Here is a 26,608-nt window from a genome sequence, read left to right on the forward strand (position 1 = left end):
CCGTCATTCCAGGGTCTTGAGGTAGGACAGCAGGTCGTGGATCTGGTCCGGACTGAGCTCGAAGGCGGGCATGTCGGCGTGACCGGTTTGGATACCTTCGGCCAAGGCCTCGCCGAGGGTCTCGATCGGGTAGCGCTGATGCAGGGTCCGGAACGGCGGAGCGATCTGGAGCGGGCTTTGCGATTTCCGGTCGATGGCGTGGCAACCCGCGCAATTGGCGCGCGCATACGCCTTGCCGCGCTGCTCGGCCTTGGTCGCGGCCAGCGCTGGCGACATCAGGAGCAGCGCGACCAGGGTCTGGCGAAGGGCGGATTGCAGCATGCGGGGGTCTCATCGGCTTGCGCCGCAGAATAGGGTGGCGAGGTTGCCCAAACTTGATCTGGGTCAAGTGGCTTTGTGACAGCGCAGTAAAATGCCGCAGCGTGGTGGACGGCCAGGGGCGGACGTCAGCCCGACGCCTGTCTGGAGCTATGGATGAAGCCTTCCGTGGTCACGTTTGAGCCGAACGGGAATTTCTGCAAGGACTGTTCGATACGCGGATCCAGTGTCTGCTCGGCGCTCGATGCGGCCGAGCTGCGCCAGTTGGAGCATTTGGGACGTCGCGTCCAGTTCTCGACCTGCGAGACGGTCTTCTCCGAGGAAGACATCACGACCTCCTATTTCAACGTGCTCGACGGGGTCATGCGGCTCTACAAGCTCTTGCCGGACGGACGGCGGCAGATCGTCGGATTTGCGCTCCCCGGCGACTTCCTGGGGATGAATATCTCGGGCCGGCACAATTTTTCGGCCGATGCAATCGGTTCGGTGGCGGTTTGCCAGTTTGCCAAGGTGCCGTTCGGCCGCTTCATCGAGGACAGGCCGCATCTTCTGCGGCGCATCAACGAACTGGCGATTCGCGAATTGACCCAGGCGCGCGAACACATGGTCCTGCTTGGCCGCCGCTCGGCGGAGGAGAAGGTTGCGACCTTTCTCCTGAGTTGGCGCGAGCGGCTCGTCCCGCTCAACGGGCCGTCGAATACGGTGCCGCTGCCGATGAGCCGGCAGGACATCGCGGATTATCTCGGCCTGACCATCGAAACGGTCAGCCGCACCTTCACCAAGCTCGAGCGCGACGGGGTGATCGAGATCATCCACGGCGGTATCAGCCTGCTCGATCCGGCGCGCGCGGAGGCCTTGGCTGCGGCCTGAGCCGGCCTTTCCACGAGCGATCTCCAAAATTTGATCCCGATCAAAGACGTCCGGCGGCCGCGGAAAAATAATGCCCTCAAATTTCGAGGGAGGGCAGGATGCCGACCGACGCGTTGCTGATGACCATTGCCGTTGTTGCCGTCTTTGTTGCGTTCGCTGCGGTCCTGGCGTGGGCCGACCGGCAGACGCGCGACCTCAAACCGAACGAACCGGGCAGGCGTTGAAGCCTCCGCCGCCGGAATCACCTCTCTGACGCACCGCCAGGGCCGGGTTCCACAGCGGCGATTGCCGTGCGAGCTCCGCATCCAGGGCAAAACCGCGCTCCGCGGCCCCTGCAACTCTGCATCGCCTGAAACGCATCGGCGCAGCTTGCGGCTGCGTGCTCCCCGGCGCGATCCATCGCATTTTCGCAGCACTTGTCTAAAACCGGGCACATGGTTTCCGGTTGAAAAGCTTGGCAACGTTGACTACGCAGGAACCCAAGTGCCTCGCAGTCTTAGGAGCCCGGCGGCGTGCCTCAGGACAAGACCGGCGATCCCCGACAATCGTCGGGCAACAAGCTATCGGTTCTGCGCAAGCACCCGATCTTCGCGGATCTGGAGCCCGACGCGCTCGATCAGCTCTGCCGCTACGCCAAGCACTCCACCGTGAAGCGCGGCGCGACCATCGCGGCCAAGGGCGACCCCGGCAACAATCTGTTTGCGGTGGTCTCGGGCACGGTGAAGATATCCTCCTCGTCGCCCGACGGCCGGAATGCCATTCTCAATTTGATCGGACCGGGAGAAATTTTTGGCGAGATCGCCGTCCTGGACGGCGCGCCGCGGTCGGCCGACGCGACCGCCAACACCAATTGCGAGCTCTACATTATCGATCGCCGCGACTTCCTGCCCTTCGTGAAGAGCCAGCCGGCTCTGGCGATGAAGTTCATCGAGCTGCTGTGCGCACGCCTGCGCTGGACCAGCCAGCAGGTCGAGCAGGTGATTCTGCAAAACCTCCCTGGGCGGCTCGCGAGCGCGCTGCTCGGACTGACCGAAGAGCGCAAGCTCGATTCCGGCAGCGGCACGCTCGCGATCACCCAGCAGGAGATCAGCGAGATGGTCGGCATGACGCGCGAGAGCATCAACAAACAGCTCCGCGCCTGGGCCGGTCGCAACTGGGTGCGCCTCGAGCATGGCGCCATCGTTGTGCTCGACACTGATGCGCTGCGCGAGCTCGCCGAGAGCGGCCCCGAAGGCGAGTGATCGCGCGAGGCGGCGTCAGTCGTCGATGATGGCGACCGCGCGGGTCCAGCCCGCCGACGCCCGCTCGATCTTGACCGGAAAACACGAGACGGTGAATCCCGTCGATGGCAGCTTGTCGAGGTTGTGCAGCTTCTCGAGATGGCAATAGCCGATGTGCCGTCCGGCCTTGTGGCCTTCCCAGACCAGGCTTGCATCCCTGGTCTCGGCATATTTCTTCGCGGTGAAGACGAAGGGCGCGTCCCAGCTCCAGCCGTCGGTGCCGGTGAGCCGCACGCCGCGTTCGAGCAGATACATCGTGGCGTCATAGCCCATGCCGCAGCCTGAATTGACGTAGTCGGGCCGCCCGAACTTGGCGCCGGCGCTGGTGTTGACCACCACGATCTCCAGCGGCGACAGCGTGTGCCCGATCCGCTTCAGCTCCTTCTCGACATCCTCCGGCGTCGCCACATAGCCGTCGGGCAGGTGGCGGAAGTCGAGCTTGACGCCCGGCTGCAGGCACCATTCCAGCGGTACCTCGTCGATCGTCCAGGCGCGCTCGCCGCGATTCATGGTGGGATGAAAATGCCAGGGCGCATCGAGATGAGTGCCGTTGTGGGTCGACAGCGAGACCTGCTCGACGGCCCAGCCTTGTCCATCCGGCAGGTCCGCGGCCTTCAGCCCGTCGAAGAACTGCAGCATGCGCGGCAGGCCTTGGCTGTGATCGATGTACTGGATCGTCGGATGGTTGCCCGGCGGATCGGCCGGTACGTCGTTCTGCAGCGGCACGGAGATGTCGATCAGCTTCCGCGGCATGGCATTTCCTCAAGACGTTTCCATCGTTGGAGGCATCTTGCGGGGCACGCGCGGCTGACGTCAAGCGACGCACCGGCGACGTCAAGCGACGCACCGGCGACGTCAAGCGACGCGCAGGCGACGTCCCCCGCGCGATCCATCGATGCAACTCCTGCATTGATCGATGCCGGATTTGGCTTGGACAGGGAATGCCGCCCGTCCTAGGGACGATACTGGCGATATCGCGCTGACGCAGCACGTTCGCACAGGGACGGGCAACCGTCTCGTCCGAACCTCCAAGCCGCAACCAATAGCGGTCGAGCACAAGCACCAGAGGAACATCCATGGATACGACGAGCATGAGGCCGCGATGAAGGTCGCGCTTTCCGGGGCAAGCGGCAACATTGGCAACCTGCTGCGCGCTCAGTTGCCGAGGCACGGCATCGACCTGCGCTCCGCCGGCTGGAAGCCTTCGATCGCGCCGCAGCACGAAGGCGAGGATGTCGTGAACGGCGACCTTCGCGATGCCGCATTCGTCGATCGCTTCCTCAAGGGCGTGGACGTGCTGATTCACCTCGCCGGGACAAGCGTCGAGCGGCCCCTGCCGGAAATCATCGAGAATAACCTGATCGGCCTGCACCAGGTTTACGAAGGGGCGCGCCGCAACAACGTCAAGCGTATCGTATTCGCCAGTTCGAACCACGCCTTCGGCATGCACCCGGTGAGCGCGAAGCTCTCTCCCGATGCGCCATTTCGCCCCGACGGTCTTTACGGCTTGTCGAAAATGTGGGGCGAGGGACTGGCGCGGATGTACTGGGACAAGCACGGAATCGAGGGAATCTCCCTCCGGATCGGGAGCTGCGAGCCCCGTCCTTCGAACGCCCGGCACCTGAGCACCTGGCTCAGCCATGACGACATGGTTTCCCTCGCGCTGTCCTGCATCAGGGCGCCGGCGGTCGGCTATGTCGCTGTTTGGGGCGTATCCAACAACACGCGCAGCTACCTTTCTCCGCTGAATTCAGTCGAGATCGGCTATTCTCCACGCGACAACGCCGAGGACTTCGCGGCGGAGATCATGAAGCAGCCGAATCCGCTCGATTCGATCGCACAATCCTACCAAGGTGGTGCGTTTGTGACGCTTGACTTCACACCTGAAGAGGAGCGCCCTAAGGCGGTCCACAGCATCTGCGCAACGACGACATAATCAACTCAGGAGGAGAGACCAGATGAAGACACTAACCGGTATCATTGCAGCTGCGGCACTGGCGATCACGGCGCCGCTGGCGAGCGCCCGCGATTTCCGCTCTGCCGACGTACACCCCGCCGACTATCCGACCGTCGAGGCCGTCAAGTCCATGGGCAAGGAGCTCGCGGCGGCGAGCGGCGGCAAGCTCGGCGTGAAAGTGTTCCCCAACGGAGCCCTGGGCTCCGAGAAGGACACCATCGAGCAACTGAAGATCGGCGCGCTCGACATGATGCGGATCAACGCATCGCCGTTGAACAACTTCGTGCCGGAAACCATCACGCTGTGCCTGCCCTTCATCTTCCGGGACACCAAGCACATGCGCACCGTCCTCGACGGGCCGATCGGCGATGAGATCCTGGCGGCCATGGAGCCCGCCGGATTGGTCGGCCTTGCCTATTACGACAGCGGCGCCCGGTCCATCTACACCGTCAAGGCCCCGGTCAAGTCGCTTGCCGACCTCAAGGGCCTGAAGATCCGCGTGCAGCAATCCGACCTGTGGGTCGGCATGATCCAGAGCCTCGGCGCCAACCCGACGCCGATGCCGTATGGCGAGGTCTATACCGCTCTCAAGACCGGTCTCGTGGACGCGGCCGAAAACAACTGGCCCTCCTACGAGTCGTCGCGGCACTTCGAGGCCGCCAAGTTCTACAACATCACCGAGCACTCCCTGGCGCCCGAAGTTCTGGTGATGTCCAAGAAGGTCTGGGACACGCTGAGCAAGGAAGACCAGGCGGCGATCCGCAAGGCGGCCAAGGACTCGGTGCCGGTCATGCGCAAGCTCTGGGACGAGCGTGAGCAGGCTTCCCGCAAGACCGTCGAGGCGGCCGGCGTTCAGGTCATCACGATCGCCAACAAGGCGGAATTCGTCGATGCGATGAAGCCGGTCTACGCGAAGTTCGCCGCTGACGAAAAGCTGCAGAGCCTCGTCAAGCGTATCCAGGATACGAAGTAAGAGTATAGCGCCGGATTCCGGCGTCGCCGACCGGCGACGCCGGACCCTCGCCAAGGAGACGCCGATGTCAGACCCACAGCTCGCAAGCCACGGACCGGAGGGGGAAGCCGCTGCGCCGCGGCCGTCTACCGGCCTGCTGTCGCGGATCAATGCCCCGATCGCTCGCGCGGGCATGTATGTGTCGGTGAGCGGCCTGTTCGTCATCGTCGTCGTCGTGTTCTACCAGGTGTTCGGACGCTACGTGCTCAATTCCAGCCCGACCTGGACGGAGAACCTTGCGCTGGTTCTCATCCTGTATGTCACGCTGATCGGTGCCGCGGTCGGTGTGCGCGATGCCGGGCACATCGGAATGGATAGTCTATTGGTGATGCTTCCGGATCGTACGCGAGAAGGAATCGAGCTCGTGATCCACGTTCTGGTGGCCGTGTTCGGTATCGCGATGGCCTACAATGGCTGGATACTCGGCGCTTCGGTCGGAACCGTGAAGATCCCCAATCTCGGCCTCCCGGAGGTCGCCCGCTACGTACCGCTGATCGCCTCCGGCGTCCTGATCGTCTCATTTTCAATCGAGCACATCATTGCTCTCCTGCGCGGCGAAGAGGTTGTTCCGTCATGGAATTGATCATTCTCGGCGCCACCTTCTTCGGCTTCCTCATCCTCGGCGTACCGGTCGCCTTCGCGATCGGCCTCTCGGCGATCTGTACCATCCTCTACGAAGGCCTGCCCGTTGCCGTCATCTTCCAGCAGATGATGTCGGGCATGAACATCTTCTCGTTCCTTGCCATTCCCTTCTTCGTCTTCAGCGGTGAGCTGATGCTGCATGGCGGCGTCGCCGACAAGATCGTGCAGCTCGCCAAGAACCTCGTCGGACACATCCGCGGCGGGCTCGGCATGGCGAACGTGGTCGCCTGCACGCTGTTCGGCGGCGTGTCCGGATCGCCCGTGGCCGACGTGTCGGCGATGGGCGCGGTGATGATCCCGATGATGAAGAAGGAAGGTTTCGATACCGACTACGCCGTCAACGTCACCACCCATGCCTCGCTGGTCGGTGCGCTGATGCCGACCAGTCACAACATGATCATCTATGCGCTCGCCGCCGGCGGCAAGGTGTCGATTGGCGCGCTGATCGCCGCCGGCCTCCTGCCGTCGCTCGTGCTGATGACGTGTATGCTGGTCGCCGCCTACGCGGTCGCGGTGAAGCGGGGCTATCCGGCCGGCAAATTCCCGGGCTGGGCCGAGGTTGTCCGCTCGTTCGCGGCGGCCCTGCCTGGCCTTTTGATCGTCGGCATCATCCTGGCGGGCATCCTGTCCGGCGTCTTCACGGCAACTGAATCCGCGGCGGTTGCGGTCACCTACACGATCCTGCTGACGTTCTTCATCTACCGCACCATGACCTGGAGGAACTTCCTGAAGGCCGCGGCCAAGGCGGTGAAGACGACGGGCGTGGTGCTGCTGCTGATCGGCGTCTCCACCATGTTCCAGTACCTGATGGGGCTCTACGAGGTGGCCGATCTCGCTGGCGCCATGATGAGCAAGGTGTCCCAGGAACCCTGGGTCATCTTCCTGCTCATCAACATCATCCTGTTCGTGCTCGGCACGTTCATGGACATGGCAGCGACCATCCTGATCTGCACCCCGATCTTCCTGCCAATCGCGATGAAGGCGGGCATGGATCCCGTGCAGTTCGGCATGCTGATGCTGATCAACTGCGCGCTGGGGCTGAACACCCCGCCGGTCGGAACGACGCAGTTCGTCGGTTGCGCCATCGGCGGCATCTCGGTGGGCGCGGTGATGCGCACCATCCTGCCGTTCTACGCCGCCCTGATCGCAGCGCTGATGTTCGTGACTTACGTCCCAGCCTTCTCGCTTTGGCTGCCGCGCCTGCTGATGGGCTATAAAGGATAGCTGCCGCGCGTACGCCGGCCTTGGCCCGCCAACGGGCCTTGCGATACTTTGCGTCACAGAAGCAGGGAGAATCTGTTCGTGACCGACTATCGCAAGCTCTTCGATCTCACCGGCAAGACGGCCGTGGTGCTCGGCGCCGCCTCAGGCATCGGCAAGTCATCGGCCGAGGCGCTGGCCGGGCTTGGCGCCCGCGTCGTCTGCGCCGATCGCGCGCTTGAGGCCGCGGAAGCGACGGCCGCCGCCATTCGTGACAAGGGCGGTTGGGCCGAGGCTGCCGCTTGCGATGCAGCCAGTGCTGCCAGTGTCGCCGCGCTCGCCGGGACGGTGATGGAGAAATTTCCGCGGCTCGACATCGCCGTGACGACGCCCGGGCTCAACATCCGCAAGACCATCCTCGACTACACCGAGGAGGATCTCGACCGCGTCGTCACGCTCAATGTCAAAGGCACCGTGTGGTTCTTCCAGGCCTTTGGCCGCATCATGGTCGAGCAGAAGGGCGGCAGCATCATCGCCTGCTCCTCGGTGCGCGCGGTGACGATCGAGCCCGGCCTTGCCGTTTACGGATCGACCAAGGCGGCGATCGGACTTTTGGTGAAGGGCTTTGCCTCCGAGGTCGGCCGCGCCGGCGTTCGCGTCAATGCGATCGCGCCGAGCATCGCGGAGACCGCGCTGACCGGCCCGTTCAAAGAGCGTCCCGACATCTACAACCTCTATGCCGGGCACACCGTGTTCAACCGCTGGAGCAGCGCCGACGAAGTCGCGACCGCGGTCGCCTATCTCGCCTCCGATGCGGCGAGCTATGTCAGCGGCAGCACGCTGTTCGTCGACGGCGGCTGGACGGCCGTGGACGGGCCTCCGACCGGGCTCACGCAGTTGAACAGGTAGACTAAGCCTGTCGATCTAGCCGGCAAAGCCTGCGCGCACGCGCAGCTCCCGGGTGTCTGCGCCAACGAGCAGATCGATCAATGTGCGGGCCTGCGCAGGGTAGGCCGCGCGCGCCGTGACGCCGGCGGTGTACATCGTCGTCAGGTCGAATCCCGGGGGAAGTGCGCCTGACAGGGTGAGGCCCTCCGTCGCGATGATTTCGGTCGCCTGCGTGCAGCCGATCGGCCGCTTTGCGCTTGACGCCGCAAGTTCCCGCATCGCGGTCGCGCCGTTCGGAAAGATCTTCAGGCGCGATGCAACTTCATAGGCGATGCCGAGCTGGTCCAGCACCTTGGCGACGTGCATGCCCGCGGTCGAGGCCTTGGTATCCGGGACATAGATCGCATCGGCGTCGCGGAGCGCGTCGCGCAGATCCGCCTCGGTCTTGACTGCTACCTTGGCATCGCCGGTGCGGACCGCAAGTGCGGTCTCGACCACGCCGATATCGGCGATCGAGGAGGGCGCCACGAGCTTCTCGTCGGCGAGCTTTGTCACGAGCGCGCGTGTCAGGATGATGAGATCGGCCGCGGCGCCGTTCCGGAGCTTGTCCGCCATGATTCCGACGGCGCCGAATTCGCCGTCGATCTCGAAGCCGGTCTGCGCCTTGAACCCCGCGGCAAGACCGTGTACGAGACCTTGCGCCGCACCGCCGCTCAAAATGTTCACTGCCGTCACGAGGTGAGCTCCATTGCTGCGATCAGCCTGTCGCGGGTGATCGGGAGGTCGCGAACGCGTACGCCGAGGCCATCGAACACGGCGTTGGCGATTGCCGCCGTTACCGGACCGTGCGCGGCCTCGCCGGCGCCGACCGGCTCGATCTCCGGCCGTTGGACGATCTCGACGTCGACCACGGGCACCTCGCCGAAGGTCAGGATCGGATAATCAGTCCACGATGTCGAGGTGATGCGGGCGCGATCGAAGCGGACGCGCTCCTTCAGCACCCAACTCGTCGCCTGGATCGCGCCGCCCTCGATCTGGTTGCTCACACCGTCCGGATTGATGGCCTCGCCGACATCGACCGCAAGCGTCAGGCGTCTCACGCGGATGTCGTCCGCTCCCTCGATCTCGGCAATCGCAGCGCAATAGGCACCGGTGTTCTTGTAGCGCGCCAGGCCGACGCCGTAGCCGACCCCGCTCGTCTTCTCCGGTTTCCACCTTGCGCGCGCGGCGGCTGCCCGCAGCACGTCCTTCGCGCGCTCGTCCCGCAGATGTCGCAGGCGGAACTGGATGGGATCTTCGCCGCGCAGCGCGGCGATCTCGTCGAGCAGCGATTCGATTGCGAACACGTTGCCCTGGGCACCCAGCGTCCGCAGCGCCGAGGTGCGGACCGGCATGGTCAGGAGCCGGTGGCTCGCGATGGTCCAGGCCGGGAAGTCGTAAAGCGGCACAGAATTGCGGTCGCCGCCGCCGCCATTGGCCGCCGGCGGGTTGGACGAGATCATGCGGGGGTAAGGATTTGCGATCTCGGTGGCCGCGAGCAGGGCGGGCTGCGCGGCGCGCCCGGGACGGGCGGCATGGCCGTTGCTCCAGATCGAGTGCCGCCAGCCGACGATCTCGTTGCCGGCATCGAGATCGGCCTCGATCTCGATCGCCATGGCCGCGCCGAACGGCGCGTGCGACATCTCGTCGTGCCGCGACCATTGCACCCGAACGGGGCGGCCGTTCGTCGCCCTTGCGAGCAGCACGGCGTCGAGCGCGACGTCGTCGGCTGCATTGTGCCCATAGCAGCCCGCGCCTTCCATGTGCTCGACGGTGATGTTCTCCGCCGGCAGCTTGAGCACGATCGCGAGGTCGGCGCGCAGGAGATAGACGCCCTGGCTGTGCGTCCAGACCCGGACGCGATCACCGTCCCACTGCGCCATGGCGCAGGACGGCGCGATCGAGGCGTGCGCGATGTAGGGACGGGTATACTGGCGCCGGATGGTGCGGGCGATCTTGCCCGGTGTTGTTGAGGTCCTGGTATCGATGACGGTGCTCTCGACGGGCTGGCTTTTCAGAAAGGCGGCGAGGTCATCCTCGTCCGGCAGCGGCGCGCCGTCGGACCATGTCGCGCCCCTGTGCAACGCCTTCAGCGCCGCTTCGGCGCCGTCCTCGGTTTCGCTGACGACGCCGGCAAAGCTGCCGTCGCGTACGATGGCGACGAGACCAGCTACTCTCCGCGCCGCCTCTTCATCGAGCGCAACGAGCTTCGCGCCGGAGATTTCCGGCCGCAGCACGCGGCCATGCAGCATTCCTGCTAGCGGGGAATCGTGGATGAAGCGCGGACGCGCGAAGACCTTGTCGGGGATGTCGATGCGTTGAACGGAATGACCGGCTACGCTGCGCGCCGCAATTGGCTTGGCTGCCACGCTCGCGGTTGCGTCGCGGTCGAGCGAGACATCGCTGGCCAGCTCCCAATAGCTGGTTCTGACGTTACCCGGCCCGAGGATCGTGCCGTCCTCGATCCCGAGTGCGGATTGATCGACGCCGAGCCGGTTCGCCGCCGTAGCGACGAAGATCTGGCGAACCTCGGCGCAGACCTGACGCAACGCGCGGCCGGATTGCTGGATCGAGAGACTGCCTGACGTGACACCTTCGTTTGGACTCGCGGCCGTCGACGCCCGGATCATCTCGATACGGCTGATATCGACGTCGAGTTCGTCGGCGGCAATCTGCGCCAGCGCGGTGACGATGCCCTGGCCGATTTCGACCTTACCGGGTGAGATCGTCACCCGGCCGTCGCGCGCAAAACTCACCCAGGACGACAGTCTCGGGTTTGCTGCGAGGCTGACCGGCAATTTGGGGGCAGGGGACGGCGTGCTCATGACGCTGCCATTTCGGATGCCGCGCGCAACACGGCCCGCACGATCCGATTGTGCGACCCGCACCGGCAGAGGTTGCGATCGAGCGCCAGCCTGACGTCGGCTTCAGTTGGCGCCGGATTTCGTTTCAGCAAGGCGGCCGCGCTGACCAGGATTCCCGAGATGCAGTAGCCGCACTGCATCGCCTGCTCGGCGATGAAGGCACGCTGTAGTGGATGCGGATGATCGGGATCGCCAAGGCCTTCGACCGTCGTGACGTCCTTGTCGGCAACCGACCACAGCGGCATGTCGCACGAAGCCATTGCGCGATCCCCGACCATGACATAGCAGGCGCCGCATTCATTGGCGCCGCAGCCGAAATGGGTGCCAGGCAGGCCGAGCGCGCCGCGCAATGCGCTGAGCAGCGTTTGAGCCGGGTCGGCGTCGATCGCAGTCTCGACGCCATTGAGGCGAAATCGAATGCTCGGCATGGCTGCGCGACGGCCTCAGGACTTCTCGAATTTCTTGACGACATCGGCCCATTTGACGATGTCGCCGCGCAGGAATTTGTCGAACTCTTCCGGCGTCATCGCCATCGGCACCGCGCCTTGCTCGGTCCAGAGCTTGACGATGTCAGGCCGTTTCACCACGCCGTTCACGGCGGCGTTGAGCTTGTCGATGATCGGCTTCGGCGTGCCGGCCGGCGCCATTAGGCCGAGCCAGATGGTCGCTTCGTATCCGGCAACGCCGGCCTCGTTCGCCGTCGGGGTATTCGGCAGCACGCTCGAGCGCTGCTTGCCGGTGGTGGCGAGCGCGCTCACCTGGTTTTCGCCGATATTGGGCGCCATCGCCGGCACCGCGTCGATCATCATCTGCACCTGCCCGCCGATGACGCCGCTTCGGGCCTCGCCGCTGTTGCGATAGGGCACGTGGACGACGTCGATGCCGGCCATGGCTTTGAACAGCTCGCCCGCCATGTGATAGGGCGTGCCCTGGCCGGAGGAGGCGTAGTTCAGCTTGCCCGGTTGCGCCTTTGCCAGCGCGATGAACTCCTGCAAGGTCTTGGCCGGAACCGCCGGGTGCACCACGATCACGAGGTCGGAATAGTTCACCGGCGCAATCGGCGCGAGGTCGCGCATCAACTCGTATTTGCGCTGATCCGGCTTCAGCAACGACTCGTTCGCGGTTTGCGTATTGGACATCATCAGCAGCGTGTAGCCGTCGGCCGGCGCCTTGGCCGCCTCCACCGTGCCGATCACGCCGCCGGCGCCGGTGCGGTTCTCGACCACGAAGGGCTGTCCAAACGTCTCCTGAAGGACATTGCCGAGGAGCCGGGCGGCGACGTCGGCCGGTCCGCCCGGGCCGAAGGGGACGATGATCCGGACCGCGTGGTTCGGGTAATCCTGGGCCAGAGAACGCTGGGGTAGCGCAACGGCGGTGAGCAGGATTGCAGCCAGAGCCAGCACGAATCTTCGGCCTGTTCTTCGGCCTGCCTGTGGGCTCGCCATGCCCGCCTCCCTTATGTCGTTCTTGTTGGCCGGCAATGTAGCGGCGCGGCAGGCCCGATGTCGACGCCTCACAAAGTCGATTTGCGCGGGAATATCGACGGGTTTTCGGTGCGGTTGTGCCGCATCCGGCCGGAACCGGGACTCCGCATGGCCTGAGCAAATTGCATGGGCATTGGTGGATAAATGCGCTCGGTCGGCCGGTAATTCGGTGTTACCAAGCTGGCCATGAACCAGCACGCCAAGATCGAGATCCGCCACTCCACCTGTCCGCACGACTGTCCTTCGGCCTGTGCCCTCGATGTCGAGGTGGTCGAGGGACGGAGCATCGGCCGGGTCCGCGGCTCAAAGCAGCAGACCTACACGGCCGGCGTCGTCTGCGCCAAGGTCGCCCGCTACGCCGAGCGGATCCACCACCCCGAGCGGCTGACGCATCCGATGCGCCGCATTGGGCCGAAGGGGTCCGGCCAGTTCGCGCGGATCTCCTGGGACGAGGCGCTGGACGAGATCGGGCATCGCTTCAACGCGGCCGAGCGCGAGTTCGGCGCGGAGGCGATCTGGCCTTACTACTACGCGGGCACGATGGGGCTCGTGATGCGCGACGGCCTCAACCGGCTGACGCATGTGAAGAAATATTCGCGCTTCTATTCGACCATCTGCGCCAACGTCGCCCGTGTCGGCTTTGCCATCGGCACCGGCAAGATCGCAGGCGCCGACCCGCGCGAGATGGGCGTCTCCGACCTCGTCGTGATCTGGGGCACCAACCCCGTCAACACGCAAGTCAACGTGATGACGCACGCCTCCCGCGCGCGCAAGGAGCGCGGCGCCAGGATCGCGGCGGTCGACATCTACGACAACGACACCATGAAGCAGGCTGATATCAAGATCATCCTGCGTCCCGGTACCGACGGCGCCTTCGCCTGCGGCGTGATGCACGTGCTGTTTCGCGACGGCTATGCCGACCGCGCCTACATGGATAAGTACACGGATTGCCCGGCCGAGCTCGAAGCGCATCTGAAGACGCGCACGCCGGAATGGGCGTCGGCGATTTGCGGCGTGCCCGTTGCCGAGATCGAGGCGTTTGCAAAGGCGGTCGGCGAGACCAAGCGCACCTTCTTCCGCTACGGCTACGGCTTTACCCGCACGCGCAACGGCGCGGCGCAGATGCATGCGGCCAACTGCATTCCCGCGGTGACCGGCGCCTGGCAATACGAGGGCGGCGGCGCCTTCTTCAACAATTATGCGCTGTGGCATTTCGACGAATCCATTATCGAGGGCCATGACGCGATCGACCGCTCGACGCGCGCGCTCGACCAGTCCCAGATCGGCCGCATCCTGACCGGCGATGCCGAAGCCTTGCACGGCAGGGGACCGGTCAAGGCGATGCTGATCCAGAACACCAATCCGATGACGGTCGCGCCGGAGCAGGTGCTGGTGCGCCAGGGGTTCGCGCGCGAGGACCTGTTCGTCGCCGTGCACGAGCAGTTCATGACCGAGACGGCGCAGATGGCCGACATCGTGCTGCCGGCGACGATGTTCATGGAGCACGACGACCTCTATTACGGCGGTGGTCATCAGCACATCTCGGTCGGCGCCAAGCTGATCGATCCGCCCGGCGAGTGCCGTTCGAACCACGAGGTGCTTCAGGCGCTCGCCAAACGCGTCGGTGCGAGGCATCGGGGATTTGAGATGTCGCCGCGCGAATTGATCGATGCGACGCTCAAGCTGAGCGGCCACGGCGATATCGCGGCACTCGAAGCCGATCTCTGGCGCGATCTGCAGCCGGACTTCCGCACCTCGCATTATCTCGACGGCTTTGCGCATGCCGACAAGAAATTCCATTTCAAGGCGGACTGGGCCAATCCGCCGTTCGGCCTGATGATGGGCGATTTCGACAAGATGCCGTCGCTGCCCGACCATTGGGCCGTGATCGAGCAGGCAGATCAGAACCATCCGTTCCGCCTGGCAACCAGCCCCTCGCGCGGCTTCCTCAACACCACCTTCAACGAGACGCCGGGTTCTCAGGCGCGCGAGGGCAAGGCGAGCGTGATGATCCATCCGCTGGATGCCGCCGCGCTCGGCATCGCCGAGGGCGACGCGGTGACGCTCGGCAATATGCGCGGCGAGACCTCGCTGATCGCGACGCTGTTTGACGGTGTGCGGCGCGGCGTGCTGATCGCGGAGTCCATCCATCCGAACAAGGACCATATCGGCGGCCGCGGCATCAATGTGCTGACCGGCGCGGACACGATTGCGCCGATCGGCGGTGCTGCGTTCCACGACAACAAGGTCTGGATCAGGAAGGCTGCTGTAGGTTAGGGCACGCACTCCGTCACGCCATAGCCGGCAAATTCCTTGGCGATGTTGGGATCCATCGACTTGGCGAGCGCGATGTCCACCGAGCCGTCGCCGCCGCTCTTGCGTGCCGCGACGCCGCGGCCGAACAGCGACGAGGACGAGCGCGGGTTGCGCTGGATCGCGTCCGAATAATCCTTGATCGCCTCGGCCGTCTTGCCGAGCTTGAGGTTCACCAGCCCGCGGCTGTCGAGCGCGTCGGTCAGCCCGGGATCGAGCTGAAGCGCCTGGTTGCAGTCGGCGAGCGCGACCTGCAGATCGCCGGTCGCGGCGCGCGTCCAGCAGCGGTTGTTCAGCGCTTCCGCGTCTCTCGGGTTGAGCCTGATCACGGCGTCGAAGTCGGCCATCGCCTGCGGATAGGCGTGCTTGATCGCATAGACCTGGCCGCGCTTGTAGCGGGCGTTGGCGTCATTGGAATTCGCGGCGATCTTGCGGGTGAGGTCCGCGATGACAGGATCCTTGGCGAGGTCATCCGCGCTCGGCGGGCTGTCCGGTCTCGGCGCTTCGCACACCGGTTTCGGCGGCTCCTGCTTCTGCGTTCCCTGCTTTGGCGGCTCCTGCTTTTGCGGTTCCTGCTTCTGCTGCGTCTGGTCCACGGGCTTGGCGTCCGGCGGCCGCGTGCTGAGGGCGGCGAAGGAAAACTCCGACGTCAATGATGATGTCAGCCACGGCACCTGTTCCTGGTTGGTCGCCCGAACCACGCCGTTCTTGGTGTTCGTCAATGCCTGCTCGACGCTGACGTTCGGCGTGCGGATCTCGCGCAGCAACTCGGTGACGAACAGGCCGCGGTCGTTCTTGCTGGTGCTGACGACGGAGCCGAGCGCGGTCGAGTAGATGACGATCGAATTATTGGGGGTGATGACGGGCGCGAGGCCGGCGGAGTAGCGGCGGAAGCGCCGCTCGAACGGATTGCGCCTGGAAGCGTCAATGATCGCGATCTTGATGCCGGCACCGCGGCTGTTCATCTCGCCCAAAATGGCCTCGAGGGCAAAACCGTCGCGCGATACGTCCGGCTCGGTCCAGACCTGAGCGTCGACCGGCAGCAGGTAGGTCTGCCGATTGGACTGGATGCCAAAACCGTCGAAGAAGAAGAGCGCGGTCGAACCCTGCGCAATCCTGGCGTAGAAGCGATCGAGCGCCTGGCGCATGCCGTCGCCGGTGAGGTCGCTCTGGCGGTCGACGACGAAGCCGTCGCGCTTCAGCTCCTCGGCAATGTCCTGGGTGTCGTTGGCCGCATCCGTCAGGACGAACTCGTTGTCCGGATATTTTGCATTGCCGATCACGAGCGCCATCCGGGACGGATCGGCGGCCCGGCCTTCGGCGCTGGCGAGAACGGCAATCAAACCTGTCAGCAACAACGCGACGGCGGTTCGCATGAATTGCTCTTCGGTGATGAAATCTGCACTCAAGATAGCGGCCGCCCCCTATATTTCAATCGCGAAGCGAAGTTGCGCCAAGGCGCTAGGCCACCCGCAATGTCGCAGTTTGCGCTTGCGCTGGCGGGTTGGGCTGCCGCAAATGGCGTCAAACGGGAGCAAACCATGACCGATACGAGCAGCGTCATCACAGAGAAGCGCGGGCAGGCGCTCTGGATTACGATCAACCGGCCAGAGAAGCGTAATGCGCTCAACGGCGATGTGATCGCCGGCATCGCCAGGGGCTATCGCGATGCGCATGACGACAAGGACGTCCGCGTCATCGTACTGACGGGAGCCGGTGACAAGGCGTTCTGCGCCGGTGCGGATTTGCAGAATTCCGGTGCGGCCTTCGCGACGGATTATGCAAAGCCCAATGTCGACTATGCCGATCTGTTGCGGCTGTCGCAGAATGCGACCAAGCCGGCGATCGCCCGCGTCGGCGGCGTCTGCATGGCCGGCGGCATGGGGCTGCTGTGCATGACCGACATGGCGGTTGCGGCCGACAACGTCATCTTCGGCCTGCCCGAGGTCAAGGTCGGCGTGTTTCCGATGCAGGTGCTGAGCCTGCTGCAGAACATCGCGCCGCCGCGCCTGGTCAACGAATGGGCGCTCACCGGCGAGCCCTTTGACGCCCGCGCAGCGCAGGCCGCGGGACTGCTCAACTATGTCGTTCCGGCAGCCGAGCTTGACGCAAAAGTCGACTGGCTGATCGGCCGCATCATCGACAAATCCCCGACCGCGATCCGCCGCGGCAAATACGCGATGCGGGCCATCGCCTCGATGTCCTTCGACGAGAGCATCGCCTACACCGAGAGCCAGATCGCGCTCCTGGCGATGACCGAGGACGCCAAGGAGGGCCTGCGGGCGTTCAGCGAGAAGCGCAAGCCGTCCTGGCCGGGGCGGTGAGGGGGGAACGGCGCGCGGCTTGTTTGCCAGATGCTAGCCGAACTCGACCGTGACGCCGAACAGCGGCAGGCCGAGGCGGCGGCCGGGTTGGCCTGCGATCGTCGGCTCGACCAGCTCGGGCGCGATTAGCACGAGGTCGGCGACGCCTGACGCCGCCGACGGAGTTTCGACGCGCAACCAGACACAGCCGGCCCCGTCGATCTCGATCGCTGCCGGCTTGCCGCCGAGCGAGACGGCCTGGAGATGGTGCGCCGCAAGTCCCGGACGCAGGTTGCGCGTTTCAAGCTTCACCATCACCTTGCGGCCGGCGGCGAGGCGCAGGAGGCAGGCCGGGTGGGTCCAGCGCAGCGCATCACCGCCGACATATTCCAACGCGTGCAGGCCGGTGATCGCGTGCCGGGTCAGCGCAACCGCGCGGACGTCCTGGCTCTCGACGATCGGGGGTGGGGGATTATCCGCCATCCATTTCATCTGCTCGGCACGGACGATGTATCCGTGCGAATCCCTGAAGAGGGTCCAGGTCAGCGCTCCCGATGAAGGCAGACGCATCAGGAGAAAAGCGTCGAGCCTGATCATCGCTGTCAGCCAGGCTCGCCGCAGGCGGAGCGGGACCAGCGAGGGCAGGAGATGGAGGACCTGGCGCCGCAGGGGAGCAGCGTCGTCGGGTTGCCGGCGCGCTGCGACCAGAAGACCGCGCGCGAGACGTAAGGCCGTGCCGGCTGGCATGATCGGGTCGGCGCCGTGGAACGGCGACGGACCGAAATAGGTTTCGAAGAACTCGGCGTCGCTTGCGGCGGCGCGCGCGGCCAACTCGCCCCGCACATAGTCGGCGGTATCATCGATGTGGACGGCGATGTCGGGCGAATCTTCGTGCAACAAGCCTGAATTGGGCAGCGTCGCGATGGCGATATTGCGCTGATGCAGCCGGGCCGAGAGCAGCGGGGGACCGAACTGGCCGAAGCGATCGATCGGGCCCACCCGGTCGAACACGTCGCGACGCAGCGCATAGGCGGTGCGATGCAGCCGGCGCCATGTGGTGGGCTGCGCCCAGCCTTGCTGGATCTGCGTGAACCAGCGCTTCATCAGGCGCGCGACGCGATAGTCGTCCGGATTCCTGATCTGGAAATTGCAGGCGCGCTTGTCCGGATTGGCTGCGATCCATGTCGTCAGCGCCGCCAGCGCGTCGCTTTCCGGCCGACCATGCGCCTCGACGAATAAAAGCCACGGCGTGGTCGCCGCGCTCGCGGCGGCGTTCCAGAGCTCGGTGTCCTGGCGGGCATTGGGGACTCTCACCAGCAGGTCCCACGGACGAAGCACGCGGCGAAGCGCGGCCTCGTCGATCGTCGTCTCCGTGCTCGCGGCGACCACGATCTGAAAACGCTCCGGTGCAATCTGCACCTGACGATCGATCCAGGCGCGGACGTGATCGGCGACGTCGCCGCGCACGTCGAACACGGGATAGAGCACGGCAACGATGGGCGCGTCCGCGGTTGGCGCCGTTGTGGAGATGTCGGCGGAGGCGCCGTCGTCGACGAACCAGCAATGTGCCGCCGCGAGCAGCTTGCGCTTGCTCTCCAGGCCGACGGTCCAGTTGGCGTGAAACAGGAACGGCTGAAGCTCGTGCTCCATCGCGACCGGCGGGATCGAGCCGTGCTGCAAGCTGGCATAGCCGAGGCCGTTGACGAACAGCGCTTCCGGCAGGAAGTAGATGTCCTTCAGCCAGGTCGCGTCGCGGGCGATGAGTTGCTGACAGGCGGCTTGGTCGTCGATCCGCTTGCCGTGATCGCTCTGACGACTTTGCACAAGCAGCGTGTCGAGGAGCTCGATCGTTCGATCCGACCGGCGCAGCGAGATGAACCCGCAGCAGATAGCGGGCGGAAATCGCGGCAGCCCTTCGGTCTGGAATGCGATCGGATATTGCCGCGCCACCTCTGCGAGATAGGGCAGCGGATTGCGCAGCCAGCCGACGTCGACATCAGCGTAGACGATGTGTGCATGCGCGTCGATCAGGCGCCGGATCAGGGCGATCTTGGCCCAGGAGATATTGCTGAACGCCGCCGAGCCGAACCCGGCATATTCGTCGTCGGTCGTCGTCGGCAGCGATTCATCCGGCAGCACCGCGATCTCGGTCGAATGGGCTGAGACCGCGTGTCGGACGCTGTCCTCGGCGTTCAGCGGGCAGGCGACCAGGATCTGGCCCGGCGCGATGCCCGCGCGCAGCATGCCCGACAGCGCGTTGGACAGAAACGCCTCCATGCCACGCGTGCAAAGCATCGCGACAATGGGCGTCGTCATTGTGTCGGGGCGGCCGTTCATTCGAGCTCTTCAATGAAGTCCTGAAGGCAAGTAGCCCGCATGAGCGTCAGCGACATGCGGGATCGTCGCAGAGAGTCCCCGGGTGTCGCGGAGCCTGTCATCGGGCGGCGCTTCGCGCCGACCCGTTGGCTCACCCGGGCTACGGGCCTCAGCGTGGTCAGCCAGCGTTGGCCTTCAGCCCCGCGGCCTCGATGCCGGCGATGGCGCAGGCCTCGTCATTGTCGGAGGTGTCGCCGGACACACCGACGGCGCCGAGCAGCGCGGTGCCGTCCTGGATCAGCACGCCGCCGGGGACGGGGACGAGCGCGCCCTTCGCCAGGGTGTTCACGGCGTCGATGAAATAGGGCTGCTCCTGGGCGCGCTGGAAGAGGGCGCGCGACCCGAGGCCCATGGCGAGCGCGCCATAGGCCTTGCCGTGGGCGATCTCGGCGCGCATCAGGCTGGTGCCGTCCTGGGCTGCGGCGAGCTTGATGACGCCGCGGGCGTCCAGAATGGTAACGACGAGCGGTTTAAGCTTGAGCTGGCCGGCCTTGGCGAAGGCGGCGTCCAAAATCTTGCGGGCGATGTCGAGGGTGAGTTCAGCCATGTCTGAAGTCCTTATCTGGCAGGGGAGGTCGGTGAAGTCGATTGAGCGCGATCAAGGCTCATCGCCAGCACGCGCGCGACATGAAGCGCATCGCGTTTCGCGCCATCGTGGATCTGGTGGCGGCAAGAGGTGCCGTCGGCGACGACCAGCGTCGCCTGATCCGCAGCGCGCACGGCCGGCAATAGCGATAGCTCGGCCATCTCGATCGAAGCGTCATAGGTGTCCGCGCCATAACCGAAAGCGCCGGCCATGCCGCAGCAGCTCGACTCGATGGTCTCGACCTTCAGGGCGGGGACGAGGCGCAACACTTGCTCGACCGGCCTGAAGGCGCCGAAGGATTTTTGGTGGCAATGGCCGTGGACGACAGCCTTGTCGGCAACGGCGCCGAGCGGCAGTTGCAGCCGGCCGGCCTCGGCCTCGCGCACCAGAAATTCCTCGAAGGTGAGGGCGCCCGCGCTGACGGCCTTGGCATCATCGTCTCTGCGCAGCGACAACAGCTCGTCGCGCAGCGTCAACAGGCAACTCGGCTCCAGCCCGACAATCGGCACGCCGCGCGCGGCAAACGGCGTAAAAGTTTGGACCAGCCGGTCGAGCTCGGCCTTTGCGTCGTCAACAAGGCCCGCCGACAGGAAGGTGCGGCCGCAGCACAGCGGCCGGGTGCCGCTCGCAGGCTTTGGCAAATGTACGCGATAGCCGCCTGCGACCAGCACGCGCAGCGCGGCGTCGAGATTTTCGCGCTCATAGATGCGGTTGAAGGTGTCTGCGAACAATACGATTTCGCGACCGTCTTTCGGCCCGATCGCTTCTGCCGGGGCTGCGAACACGTCGCGGCGGAATGCGGGGAGCGCCCGGCGCGCGCTGATACCGGCAAAGCGCTCGAACAGCTTTCTGAGCAGGGGGCTGTGATTGCGCAGGTTTGCAAGGGGTGCAAAGCGTGCGGCGAGGCCGGCGTAGCGCGGGAGATAGCCGACCAGCCGGTCGCGCAGCGTCAGGCCGCGCGACGCGACGCGGGTGGCCAACACCTCGATCTTCATCTTGGCCATGTCGACGCCCGTCGGGCATTCGTGGCGGCAGGCCTTGCAGGACACGCAGAGTTTCAGCGTCTCCATCATCGCGTCGGAGGTCAGCGCGTCCGGGCCGAGCTGGCCGGAGATCGCGAGCCGGAGCGTATTGGCCCTGCCGCGCGTAACATCCTTCTCGTTGCGGGTGGCGCGATAGGACGGGCACATCACACCGCCCTCGAGCTTGCGGCAGGCGCCGTTGTTGTTGCACATCTCGACCGCGCCCTGGAAACCGCCGCCGGCACCGGGATACGCCGACCAGTCGAGCCTGGTTTTCAGCTCGTCGACACGATAGTCGGGGCTGTAACGAAACAGCGACCGGTCATCCATCTTCGGCGCGTCGACGATCTTGCCGGGGTTGAGGACGCCTTCGGGATCGAAGCGGTGCTTCACTTCCCTGAAATCGGCGACGAGGCGCGGGCCGAACATGGTTTCGTGGAATTCCGAGCGCACGAGGCCGTCGCCATGTTCGCCGGAATGCGAGCCCTTGTATTCACGCACCATCGCGAAGGCTTCCTCCGCAATGGCGCGCATCGCCTTCACATCCTTCTCCAGCTTCAGATTCAGCACGGGGCGCACATGCAGGCATCCCTCGGAGGCGTGGGCATACATCGTGCCACTGGTGCCGTGTCTGGCAAAAATCTCGTTCAGCCGCGCGGTGTAGTCGGCCAGATGCGGTAGCGGCACGGCGCAGTCCTCGACGAAGGAGACCGGCTTGCCGGCCTCCTTCATCGACATCATGACGTTGAGCCCGGCGGCGCGGAAATCGGCGATGCCGCTCTGCAGCGCCGGCCCCGTGATCTCGACCACGCCGCCCCATTTGCGCTTGTCGTTGTCCCAGCCGAAGCCGAGGTCGCCCATCAGCTCGGTGAGCTGCTTCAGGCGCTGAAGATTTTCAGCCTGGTCCTCTTCGGCAAACTCGACCACCAGCACGGCATCCGGATCGCCCTTGATGGCGGCGCCGATGACGGGAGCGAACATCGCGATGTCGCGACCGAGCGCGATCATGGTGCGGTCGACGAGCTCGACCGCGATTGGCTTCAGCTCGACCAGATGCTGGGCCGCATCCATCGCCTCGTAAAAACTGCCGAAGTGGCAGACGCCGAGCACCTTGTTGCGGATCACGGGCCACAGTTTCAGCTCGACTTTGGTGGTGAAGGCGAGCGTGCCTTCCGAGCCGACCAGAAGATGCGCCATGTTGTTCGGCGCATTGCGCGGCACCAGCGCATCGAGATTGTAGCCGCCGACGCGGCGCTGCACTTTCGGGAACCGTTCCGCGATCTCGCCGGCCTCGCGCGCGCCGAGATCGAGCATGTCGCGGAACAAGGCGCGCGCGGGATCGCCCGCGTTCACATCGGTGAGATCGCGCGGCACCTCGCCGAACCGCATCAGCGTGCCGTCGGCGAGTGCTGCCTCCATCGACAGCGTGTTGTCGCGCATGGTGCCGTAGCGCAGCGACCTGCCGCCGCAGGAGTTGTTGCCGGCCATGCCGCCGATAGTGGCGCGCGAGGCGGTGGAGACGTCGACCGGGAACCAGAGGCCGTGCTTTTTGAGCTGGCGGTTGAGGTCGTCGAGCACGATGCCGGGCTCGACCACGCAGCTGCGGCTGCCGACGTCGAGCGACAAGATGCGGTTCAGGTGCTTTGAGAAGTCGACCACGAGGCCGTCATTGATGGTCTGGCCGCATTGCGAGGTGCCGCCGCCACGGGGGGTGACGATCCGGCCCTCGTCCCGGCCGATCGCCAGCGTCCGGAGCGCCTCGTCCATGCTGCGGGGCACCACGACGCCTGCCGGCATGATCTGGTAGAAGGAGGCGTCGGTGGCATAGCGGCCCCGGCTGAAGGCGTCGAACAGCACCTCACCCGTGATTTCACGGGCAAGACGCGCGGCGAGGGCGCTTCCTTGGGCGCCTCCTTGGGCCGATTTTCGTGATTTTTCGGCCGCCTCTCGCGCCATGGTCCGGTCTCGCCTGTTGCCGGTGACGTCTTGCCTAGCGCCGGCCCGATTGGCAAGGCGAGCCCTGCTTCTTCTGCATTGACGGGTCTCCCCAAGCGAGGGACAAGCCGGGCGAATAGTGATATGCGAGCGGCTCCAAACCCTTGGGGCGCGAGACCCCAAGACAGGCCTCCAAAGGCCAAGACATCGAGAGACCGGGAAGGACGCCCATGACCGTGCACACTGGAAGGCATTTCTTACAGATTCCAGGACCGACCAACGTGCCCGACCGGGTGCTGCGGGCCATGGACATGCCGACGCTCGACCATCGCGGTCCGGAGTTCGCCGAGCTCGGTTTTGCGGTGCTGGCCTCGATCCAGCGGGTGTTCCGCACCAAGCAACCCGTCATCATCTATCCCTCGTCCGGCACCGGCGCCTGGGAAGCGGCGATGGTCAACGTGCTCGCCCCCGGCGACAAGGTGCTGATGTGCGAGACCGGCCAGTTCGCCGTGCTGTGGCGCGGCATCGCCGACAAGTTCAAGCTCGACGTCGACTTCATTCCGAGCGACTGGCGCCATGGCGCCGATCTCGCCGAGATGGAGCAGCGGCTGGTGGCCGACAAGCAGCACAAGATCAAGGCGGTCTGCGTGGTGCACAACGAGACCTCGACCGGCTGCGTGACGCCGCCCTTGGAGGTGCGCAAGCTGCTCGACCGCGTCAAGCATCCCGCGCTTCTGATGGTCGACACCATCTCCGGCCTCGGCTCGCTCGAATACGAGCACGATGCCTGGGGCATCGACGTCTCGGTCGCAGGCTCCCAGAAGGGCCTGATGCTGCCGCCGGGCCTCGGCTTCAACGCGGTCTCGGAGAAGGCGCTCGCCGTCGCCAAGGCCAATCCCGGCATGCGCTCCTATTGGGATTGGCAGGAGGTCATCACCTTCAACAAGCTCGGCACCTTCCCCTATACGCCCGCGACCAACCTGCTGATGGGCCTGCGCGAGGCCGTCAAGATGCTGGAAGAGGAGGGGCTCGAGAACGTGTGGACCCGCCACAAGCGTCACAGCGCGGCAACCCGCGCCGCGATCAAGGTCTGGGGCCTCGAGACGCAGTGCGTCGATCCCAACGCGCATTCGCCGGCGCTCACTGGCGTGCGCGTGCCCGACGGGCATGACGCCGACGCCTTCCGCAAGGTGGTGCTCGAAAACTTCGACATGTCGCTCGGCACTGGCCTGAACAAGGTCAAGGGCAAGGTGTTCCGCATCGGGCATATCGGCCACTTCAACGACCTCATGCTGATGGGGACGCTGGCCGGCGTCGAGATGGGGCTCGATCTCGCCAAGATCCCGCATCGCTCGGGCGGCGTGCTGGCGGCCATGGAGGTCCTGAAAGGGCGCGACGTGGTGCCGATGGCCAAGGCGGCGGTTGCCTGATCAAGCTGGCCTGAACTGAACCGAGAAGAAAGCGCGATGAACGCACCGACGGCTGCCAGCGAAGATCTGCTCTACTCCGTCGCGGACGGCATCGCGCGGATCACCTTCAACCGCCCGCAGGCGCGCAACGCTTTGACCTTCGCCATGTACGAACGCATGGCGGAGATCTGCCTGGAGATCAACGCCGACCGTTCGATCAAGGCGCTGATCCTCACCGGTGCCGGCGACAAGGCGTTCGCCTCCGGCACCGACATCTCGCAGTTCCGCGCCTTCAAGACCGCGCAGGACGCGCTCGACTACGAGGCACGGATTGACCGCGTGCTCGGCACGCTTGAGCAGTGTCGCGTGCCCGTCATCGCGGCGATCGCCGGCGCCTGCACCGGCGGTGGTGCAGGGATTGCGGCGTGCTGCGACATCCGCATCGGCACCGAGTCGACGCGGATGGGCTTTCCGATCGCGCGCACGCTCGGCAATTGCCTGTCGATGTCCAACATCAGTCGCGTGGTCTCGCTGGTCGGGCCGGCACGGACCAAGGATCTGATCTTCAAGGCGCGACTGGTCGAAGCACCGGAAGCGCTCGCGCTCGGCCTGCTCAACGAAGTCGTGCCTGACGTGGCGACATTGCAGCGGCGCGCGGACGAGACCGCAAAGCTCGTCGCGAGCCACGCGCCGCTCACGTTGGAGGCGACCAAGGAGGCGGTGCGCCGCATCCGCCGGACGCTGTCGCGCGAGGAAGGCGAGGATTTGATCCTCAAGGCCTATATGAGCGAAGATTTCCGCGAAGGCATGGACGCCTTCCTCAACAAGCGCACGCCCAACTGGAAGGGCAAGTAGGCGCGCGGCCAATCGGCATCGTCGTCCGTCGAAAGTCATAGGCGGCGCGACGTTCGTCCGCTTGAACTCTTCCCAGTAAGTCCGCACAATGACCGAATAACCCTCCGGCTTCACGCGCCGAACAAGAACCATAGGGAAGAGACAGGTGCGAAATTCAGTGAGAGCCGCTTGCACTGTGGCGGCCGTGCTTTGCAGTGCGCCGGCTTGGGCCGGCTGGGAGCCAAGCAAACCCGTCGAAATCGTGGTCGCCGCCGGCGCCGGCGGGGCGTCCGACCAGATGGCGCGGATGATGCAGGCCGCGATCCAGAAGAACAATCTGATGAAGCAGCCGATGGTGGTTTCGCTCAAGGGCGGGGCCTCCGGCGCCGAAGCCTTGATGTACATGAAGACCAGCGAAGGCGACGCCAACAAGGTGCTGATCGCCTATTCGCTGATCTACATGCTGCCGTTGTCGGCAAAAATCCCGTTCAACTGGCGCGAGCTGACGCCGGTCTCGGTGATCGCGCTCGACCAGTTCGTGCTCTGGGACAACGCCGGCGGTCCGAAGACGGTGAAGGAGTTCATCGCGGCGGCGAAGGCGGCAAGCAGCCCGTTCAAGATGGGCGGCACCGGCTCCAAGCGCGAGGACCATGTGCTCACAGTCTTCATGGAGCAGAAGACCGGCGCAAAGTTCTCCTATCTGCCCTACAAGTCCGGCGGCGAGGCCGCGACCCAGCTCGTCGGCAATCACACCGAATCCAACGTCAACAATCCATCTGAAAACCTCGAAGTCTGGCGCGCCGGCCAGGTTCGTCCGCTCTGCGTGTTCGACAAGGAGCGCATCTCCTACACCACCAAGGTGACGGAGGCGCAGTCCTGGCACGACATCCCGACCTGCAAAGAGGAGGGGCTGGACATCCAATACCTGATGCTGCGCGCGATGTTTTTGCCCGGCAAGGTGACGGCTGAGCAGCAGGCGTTCTATGTCGACCTCTTCCACAAGGTGACACAGACCACGGAATACAAGGACTACATGGAGAAGCAGGCGCTGAAGCCGATCTTCCTCACCGGCAAGGACATGGTGCAATTCCTCGAAGAGGACGACGCGCTGAACAAATCGCTGATGACGGAAGCGGGTTTCGTCGCGAAGTAACCACCGCCGGTGTCATGTCCCGCGAAGGCGGGGCATCCAGTATCGCACAGAGCTCAACGAAGCGGCTTCTGCACGGAGTACTGGATCATCCGCTCCAGTGCGCAATTGCGCACAAGGCGGATG

23 protein-coding genes are annotated in these 26,608 nt (G+C 65.0%); 13 read left to right on the plus strand and 10 right to left on the minus strand.

Translation table 11 applies throughout. The features are described 5' to 3' along the window. Positions 1 to 3 precede the first annotated feature (3 nt). Entirely contained in the window at positions 4 to 321 is a 318-nt protein-coding gene (locus JQ632_RS03425) for a cytochrome c (RefSeq protein ID WP_212400869.1), read from the minus strand. A gap of 153 nt (positions 322 to 474) precedes the next feature. Between JQ632_RS03425 and JQ632_RS03430 the strand changes: the two genes are divergently transcribed. From JQ632_RS03430 to JQ632_RS03435, 3 genes are all read left to right on the plus strand, one after another. After that, positions 475 to 1,188 (plus strand): helix-turn-helix domain-containing protein, encoded by a 714-nt coding sequence (locus tag JQ632_RS03430; protein ID WP_212400870.1) that lies wholly within the window; start codon positions 475 to 477, stop codon positions 1,186 to 1,188. A gap of 98 nt (positions 1,189 to 1,286) precedes the next feature. Continuing rightward, on the plus strand, positions 1,287 to 1,412 hold the full coding sequence (locus JQ632_RS40005) for a hypothetical protein (RefSeq protein ID WP_283817634.1): 126 nt from the start codon (positions 1,287 to 1,289) through the stop codon (positions 1,410 to 1,412). A 288-nt stretch (positions 1,413 to 1,700) separates the two neighbouring features. After that, positions 1,701 to 2,429, plus strand: coding sequence for a Crp/Fnr family transcriptional regulator (locus JQ632_RS03435; protein ID WP_212400871.1), 729 nt, complete (start codon positions 1,701 to 1,703; stop codon positions 2,427 to 2,429). A gap of 15 nt (positions 2,430 to 2,444) precedes the next feature. Here the strand turns inward: JQ632_RS03435 and JQ632_RS03440 are convergent, their stop codons facing one another. Continuing rightward, positions 2,445 to 3,221 (minus strand): cyclase family protein, encoded by a 777-nt coding sequence (locus tag JQ632_RS03440; protein WP_212400872.1) that lies wholly within the window; start codon positions 3,219 to 3,221, stop codon positions 2,445 to 2,447. 349 nt (positions 3,222 to 3,570) lie between these two features. On the opposite strand from JQ632_RS03440, the gene JQ632_RS03445 reads away from it, so the two are divergent. The 5 genes from JQ632_RS03445 (at position 3,571) to JQ632_RS03465 (ending at position 8,188) form a co-directional block, all read left to right on the plus strand. Next, on the plus strand, positions 3,571 to 4,404 hold the full coding sequence (locus tag JQ632_RS03445; RefSeq protein WP_212400873.1) for an NAD(P)-dependent oxidoreductase: 834 nt from the start codon (positions 3,571 to 3,573) through the stop codon (positions 4,402 to 4,404). A 22-nt stretch (positions 4,405 to 4,426) separates the two neighbouring features. Continuing rightward, positions 4,427 to 5,398 (plus strand): TRAP transporter substrate-binding protein, encoded by a 972-nt coding sequence (locus JQ632_RS03450; RefSeq protein WP_212400874.1) that lies wholly within the window; start codon positions 4,427 to 4,429, stop codon positions 5,396 to 5,398. A 64-nt stretch (positions 5,399 to 5,462) separates the two neighbouring features. Next, a complete protein-coding gene (locus JQ632_RS03455) occupies positions 5,463 to 6,020 on the plus strand; it encodes a TRAP transporter small permease (RefSeq protein WP_212400875.1) in 558 nt (185 codons plus the stop codon). Further along, the gene (locus JQ632_RS03460) at positions 6,011 to 7,303 is read left to right on the plus strand and encodes a TRAP transporter large permease (protein WP_212400876.1); all 1,293 of its coding nucleotides are present in this window, start codon (positions 6,011 to 6,013) and stop codon (positions 7,301 to 7,303) included. Before JQ632_RS03455 ends, JQ632_RS03460 begins: the two co-directional genes overlap by 10 nt. Positions 7,304 to 7,381: 78 nt before the next feature. Further along, positions 7,382 to 8,188 carry an SDR family oxidoreductase gene (locus JQ632_RS03465; RefSeq protein WP_212400877.1) on the plus strand — a complete coding sequence of 269 codons (807 nt, stop codon included), beginning with the start codon at positions 7,382 to 7,384 and terminating at the stop codon, positions 8,186 to 8,188. Between the two features lie 15 nt (positions 8,189 to 8,203). Here the strand turns inward: JQ632_RS03465 and JQ632_RS03470 are convergent, their stop codons facing one another. The 4 genes from JQ632_RS03470 to JQ632_RS03485 are packed head-to-tail and all read right to left on the minus strand — an operon-like array spanning position 8,204 to position 12,515. Then, complete coding sequence (locus tag JQ632_RS03470) at positions 8,204 to 8,902, minus strand: substrate-binding domain-containing protein (RefSeq protein WP_212400878.1); 699 nt, start codon at positions 8,900 to 8,902, stop codon at positions 8,204 to 8,206. Beyond that, on the minus strand, positions 8,899 to 11,031 hold the full coding sequence (locus JQ632_RS03475) for a molybdopterin cofactor-binding domain-containing protein (protein WP_212400879.1): 2,133 nt from the start codon (positions 11,029 to 11,031) through the stop codon (positions 8,899 to 8,901). The genes JQ632_RS03470 and JQ632_RS03475 overlap by 4 nt, the downstream gene beginning before the upstream one ends. Then, a complete protein-coding gene (locus JQ632_RS03480; RefSeq protein WP_212400880.1) occupies positions 11,028 to 11,498 on the minus strand; it encodes a (2Fe-2S)-binding protein in 471 nt (156 codons plus the stop codon). The genes JQ632_RS03475 and JQ632_RS03480 overlap by 4 nt, the downstream gene beginning before the upstream one ends. 15 nt (positions 11,499 to 11,513) lie before the next feature. Next, positions 11,514 to 12,515 carry a tripartite tricarboxylate transporter substrate binding protein gene (locus JQ632_RS03485; protein WP_212400881.1) on the minus strand — a complete coding sequence of 334 codons (1,002 nt, stop codon included), beginning with the start codon at positions 12,513 to 12,515 and terminating at the stop codon, positions 11,514 to 11,516. A gap of 225 nt (positions 12,516 to 12,740) precedes the next feature. On the opposite strand from JQ632_RS03485, the gene JQ632_RS03490 reads away from it, so the two are divergent. After that, complete coding sequence (locus JQ632_RS03490) at positions 12,741 to 14,831, plus strand: molybdopterin oxidoreductase family protein (protein ID WP_212400882.1); 2,091 nt, start codon at positions 12,741 to 12,743, stop codon at positions 14,829 to 14,831. Here JQ632_RS03490 and JQ632_RS03495 read toward each other — a convergent pair. After that, positions 14,828 to 16,243: a caspase family protein gene (locus JQ632_RS03495; RefSeq protein WP_212400883.1), complete on the minus strand. Its 1,416-nt coding sequence runs from the start codon at positions 16,241 to 16,243 to the stop codon at positions 14,828 to 14,830. The two genes, JQ632_RS03490 and JQ632_RS03495, sit on opposite strands and share 4 nt — an antisense overlap. A 165-nt stretch (positions 16,244 to 16,408) precedes the next feature. Between JQ632_RS03495 and JQ632_RS03500 the strand changes: the two genes are divergently transcribed. Then, on the plus strand, positions 16,409 to 17,191 hold the full coding sequence (locus JQ632_RS03500; RefSeq protein WP_212400884.1) for an enoyl-CoA hydratase/isomerase family protein: 783 nt from the start codon (positions 16,409 to 16,411) through the stop codon (positions 17,189 to 17,191). A gap of 33 nt (positions 17,192 to 17,224) precedes the next feature. On the opposite strand, the gene JQ632_RS03505 is transcribed toward JQ632_RS03500, so the two are convergent. The 3 genes from JQ632_RS03505 to JQ632_RS03515 all read right to left on the minus strand — a co-directional run bounded on the left by JQ632_RS03505 (position 17,225) and on the right by JQ632_RS03515 (position 23,110). Continuing rightward, entirely contained in the window at positions 17,225 to 19,507 is a 2,283-nt protein-coding gene (locus JQ632_RS03505; RefSeq protein WP_212400885.1) for a putative nucleotide-diphospho-sugar transferase, read from the minus strand. A gap of 157 nt (positions 19,508 to 19,664) precedes the next feature. Next, complete coding sequence (locus JQ632_RS03510; protein WP_212400886.1) at positions 19,665 to 20,093, minus strand: heme-binding protein; 429 nt, start codon at positions 20,091 to 20,093, stop codon at positions 19,665 to 19,667. Between the two features lie 11 nt (positions 20,094 to 20,104). Continuing rightward, positions 20,105 to 23,110 (minus strand): FAD-binding and (Fe-S)-binding domain-containing protein, encoded by a 3,006-nt coding sequence (locus JQ632_RS03515; RefSeq protein ID WP_212400887.1) that lies wholly within the window; start codon positions 23,108 to 23,110, stop codon positions 20,105 to 20,107. Between the two features lie 209 nt (positions 23,111 to 23,319). Here JQ632_RS03515 and JQ632_RS03520 point away from each other — a divergent pair, with 209 nt between their 5' ends. From JQ632_RS03520 to JQ632_RS03530, 3 genes are all read left to right on the plus strand, one after another. Next, on the plus strand, positions 23,320 to 24,519 hold the full coding sequence (locus JQ632_RS03520; protein ID WP_212400888.1) for an alanine--glyoxylate aminotransferase family protein: 1,200 nt from the start codon (positions 23,320 to 23,322) through the stop codon (positions 24,517 to 24,519). Between the two features lie 36 nt (positions 24,520 to 24,555). Beyond that, positions 24,556 to 25,353: an enoyl-CoA hydratase/isomerase family protein gene (locus tag JQ632_RS03525; protein WP_212400889.1), complete on the plus strand. Its 798-nt coding sequence runs from the start codon at positions 24,556 to 24,558 to the stop codon at positions 25,351 to 25,353. 157 nt (positions 25,354 to 25,510) lie between these two features. Further along, complete coding sequence (locus tag JQ632_RS03530) at positions 25,511 to 26,485, plus strand: Bug family tripartite tricarboxylate transporter substrate binding protein (RefSeq protein WP_409363466.1); 975 nt, start codon at positions 25,511 to 25,513, stop codon at positions 26,483 to 26,485. Positions 26,486 to 26,608 lie beyond the last annotated feature (123 nt).

The sequence above is a fragment of the Bradyrhizobium liaoningense genome (assembly GCF_018130955.1).
Lineage (GTDB): Bacteria > Pseudomonadota > Alphaproteobacteria > Rhizobiales > Xanthobacteraceae > Bradyrhizobium > Bradyrhizobium liaoningense_C.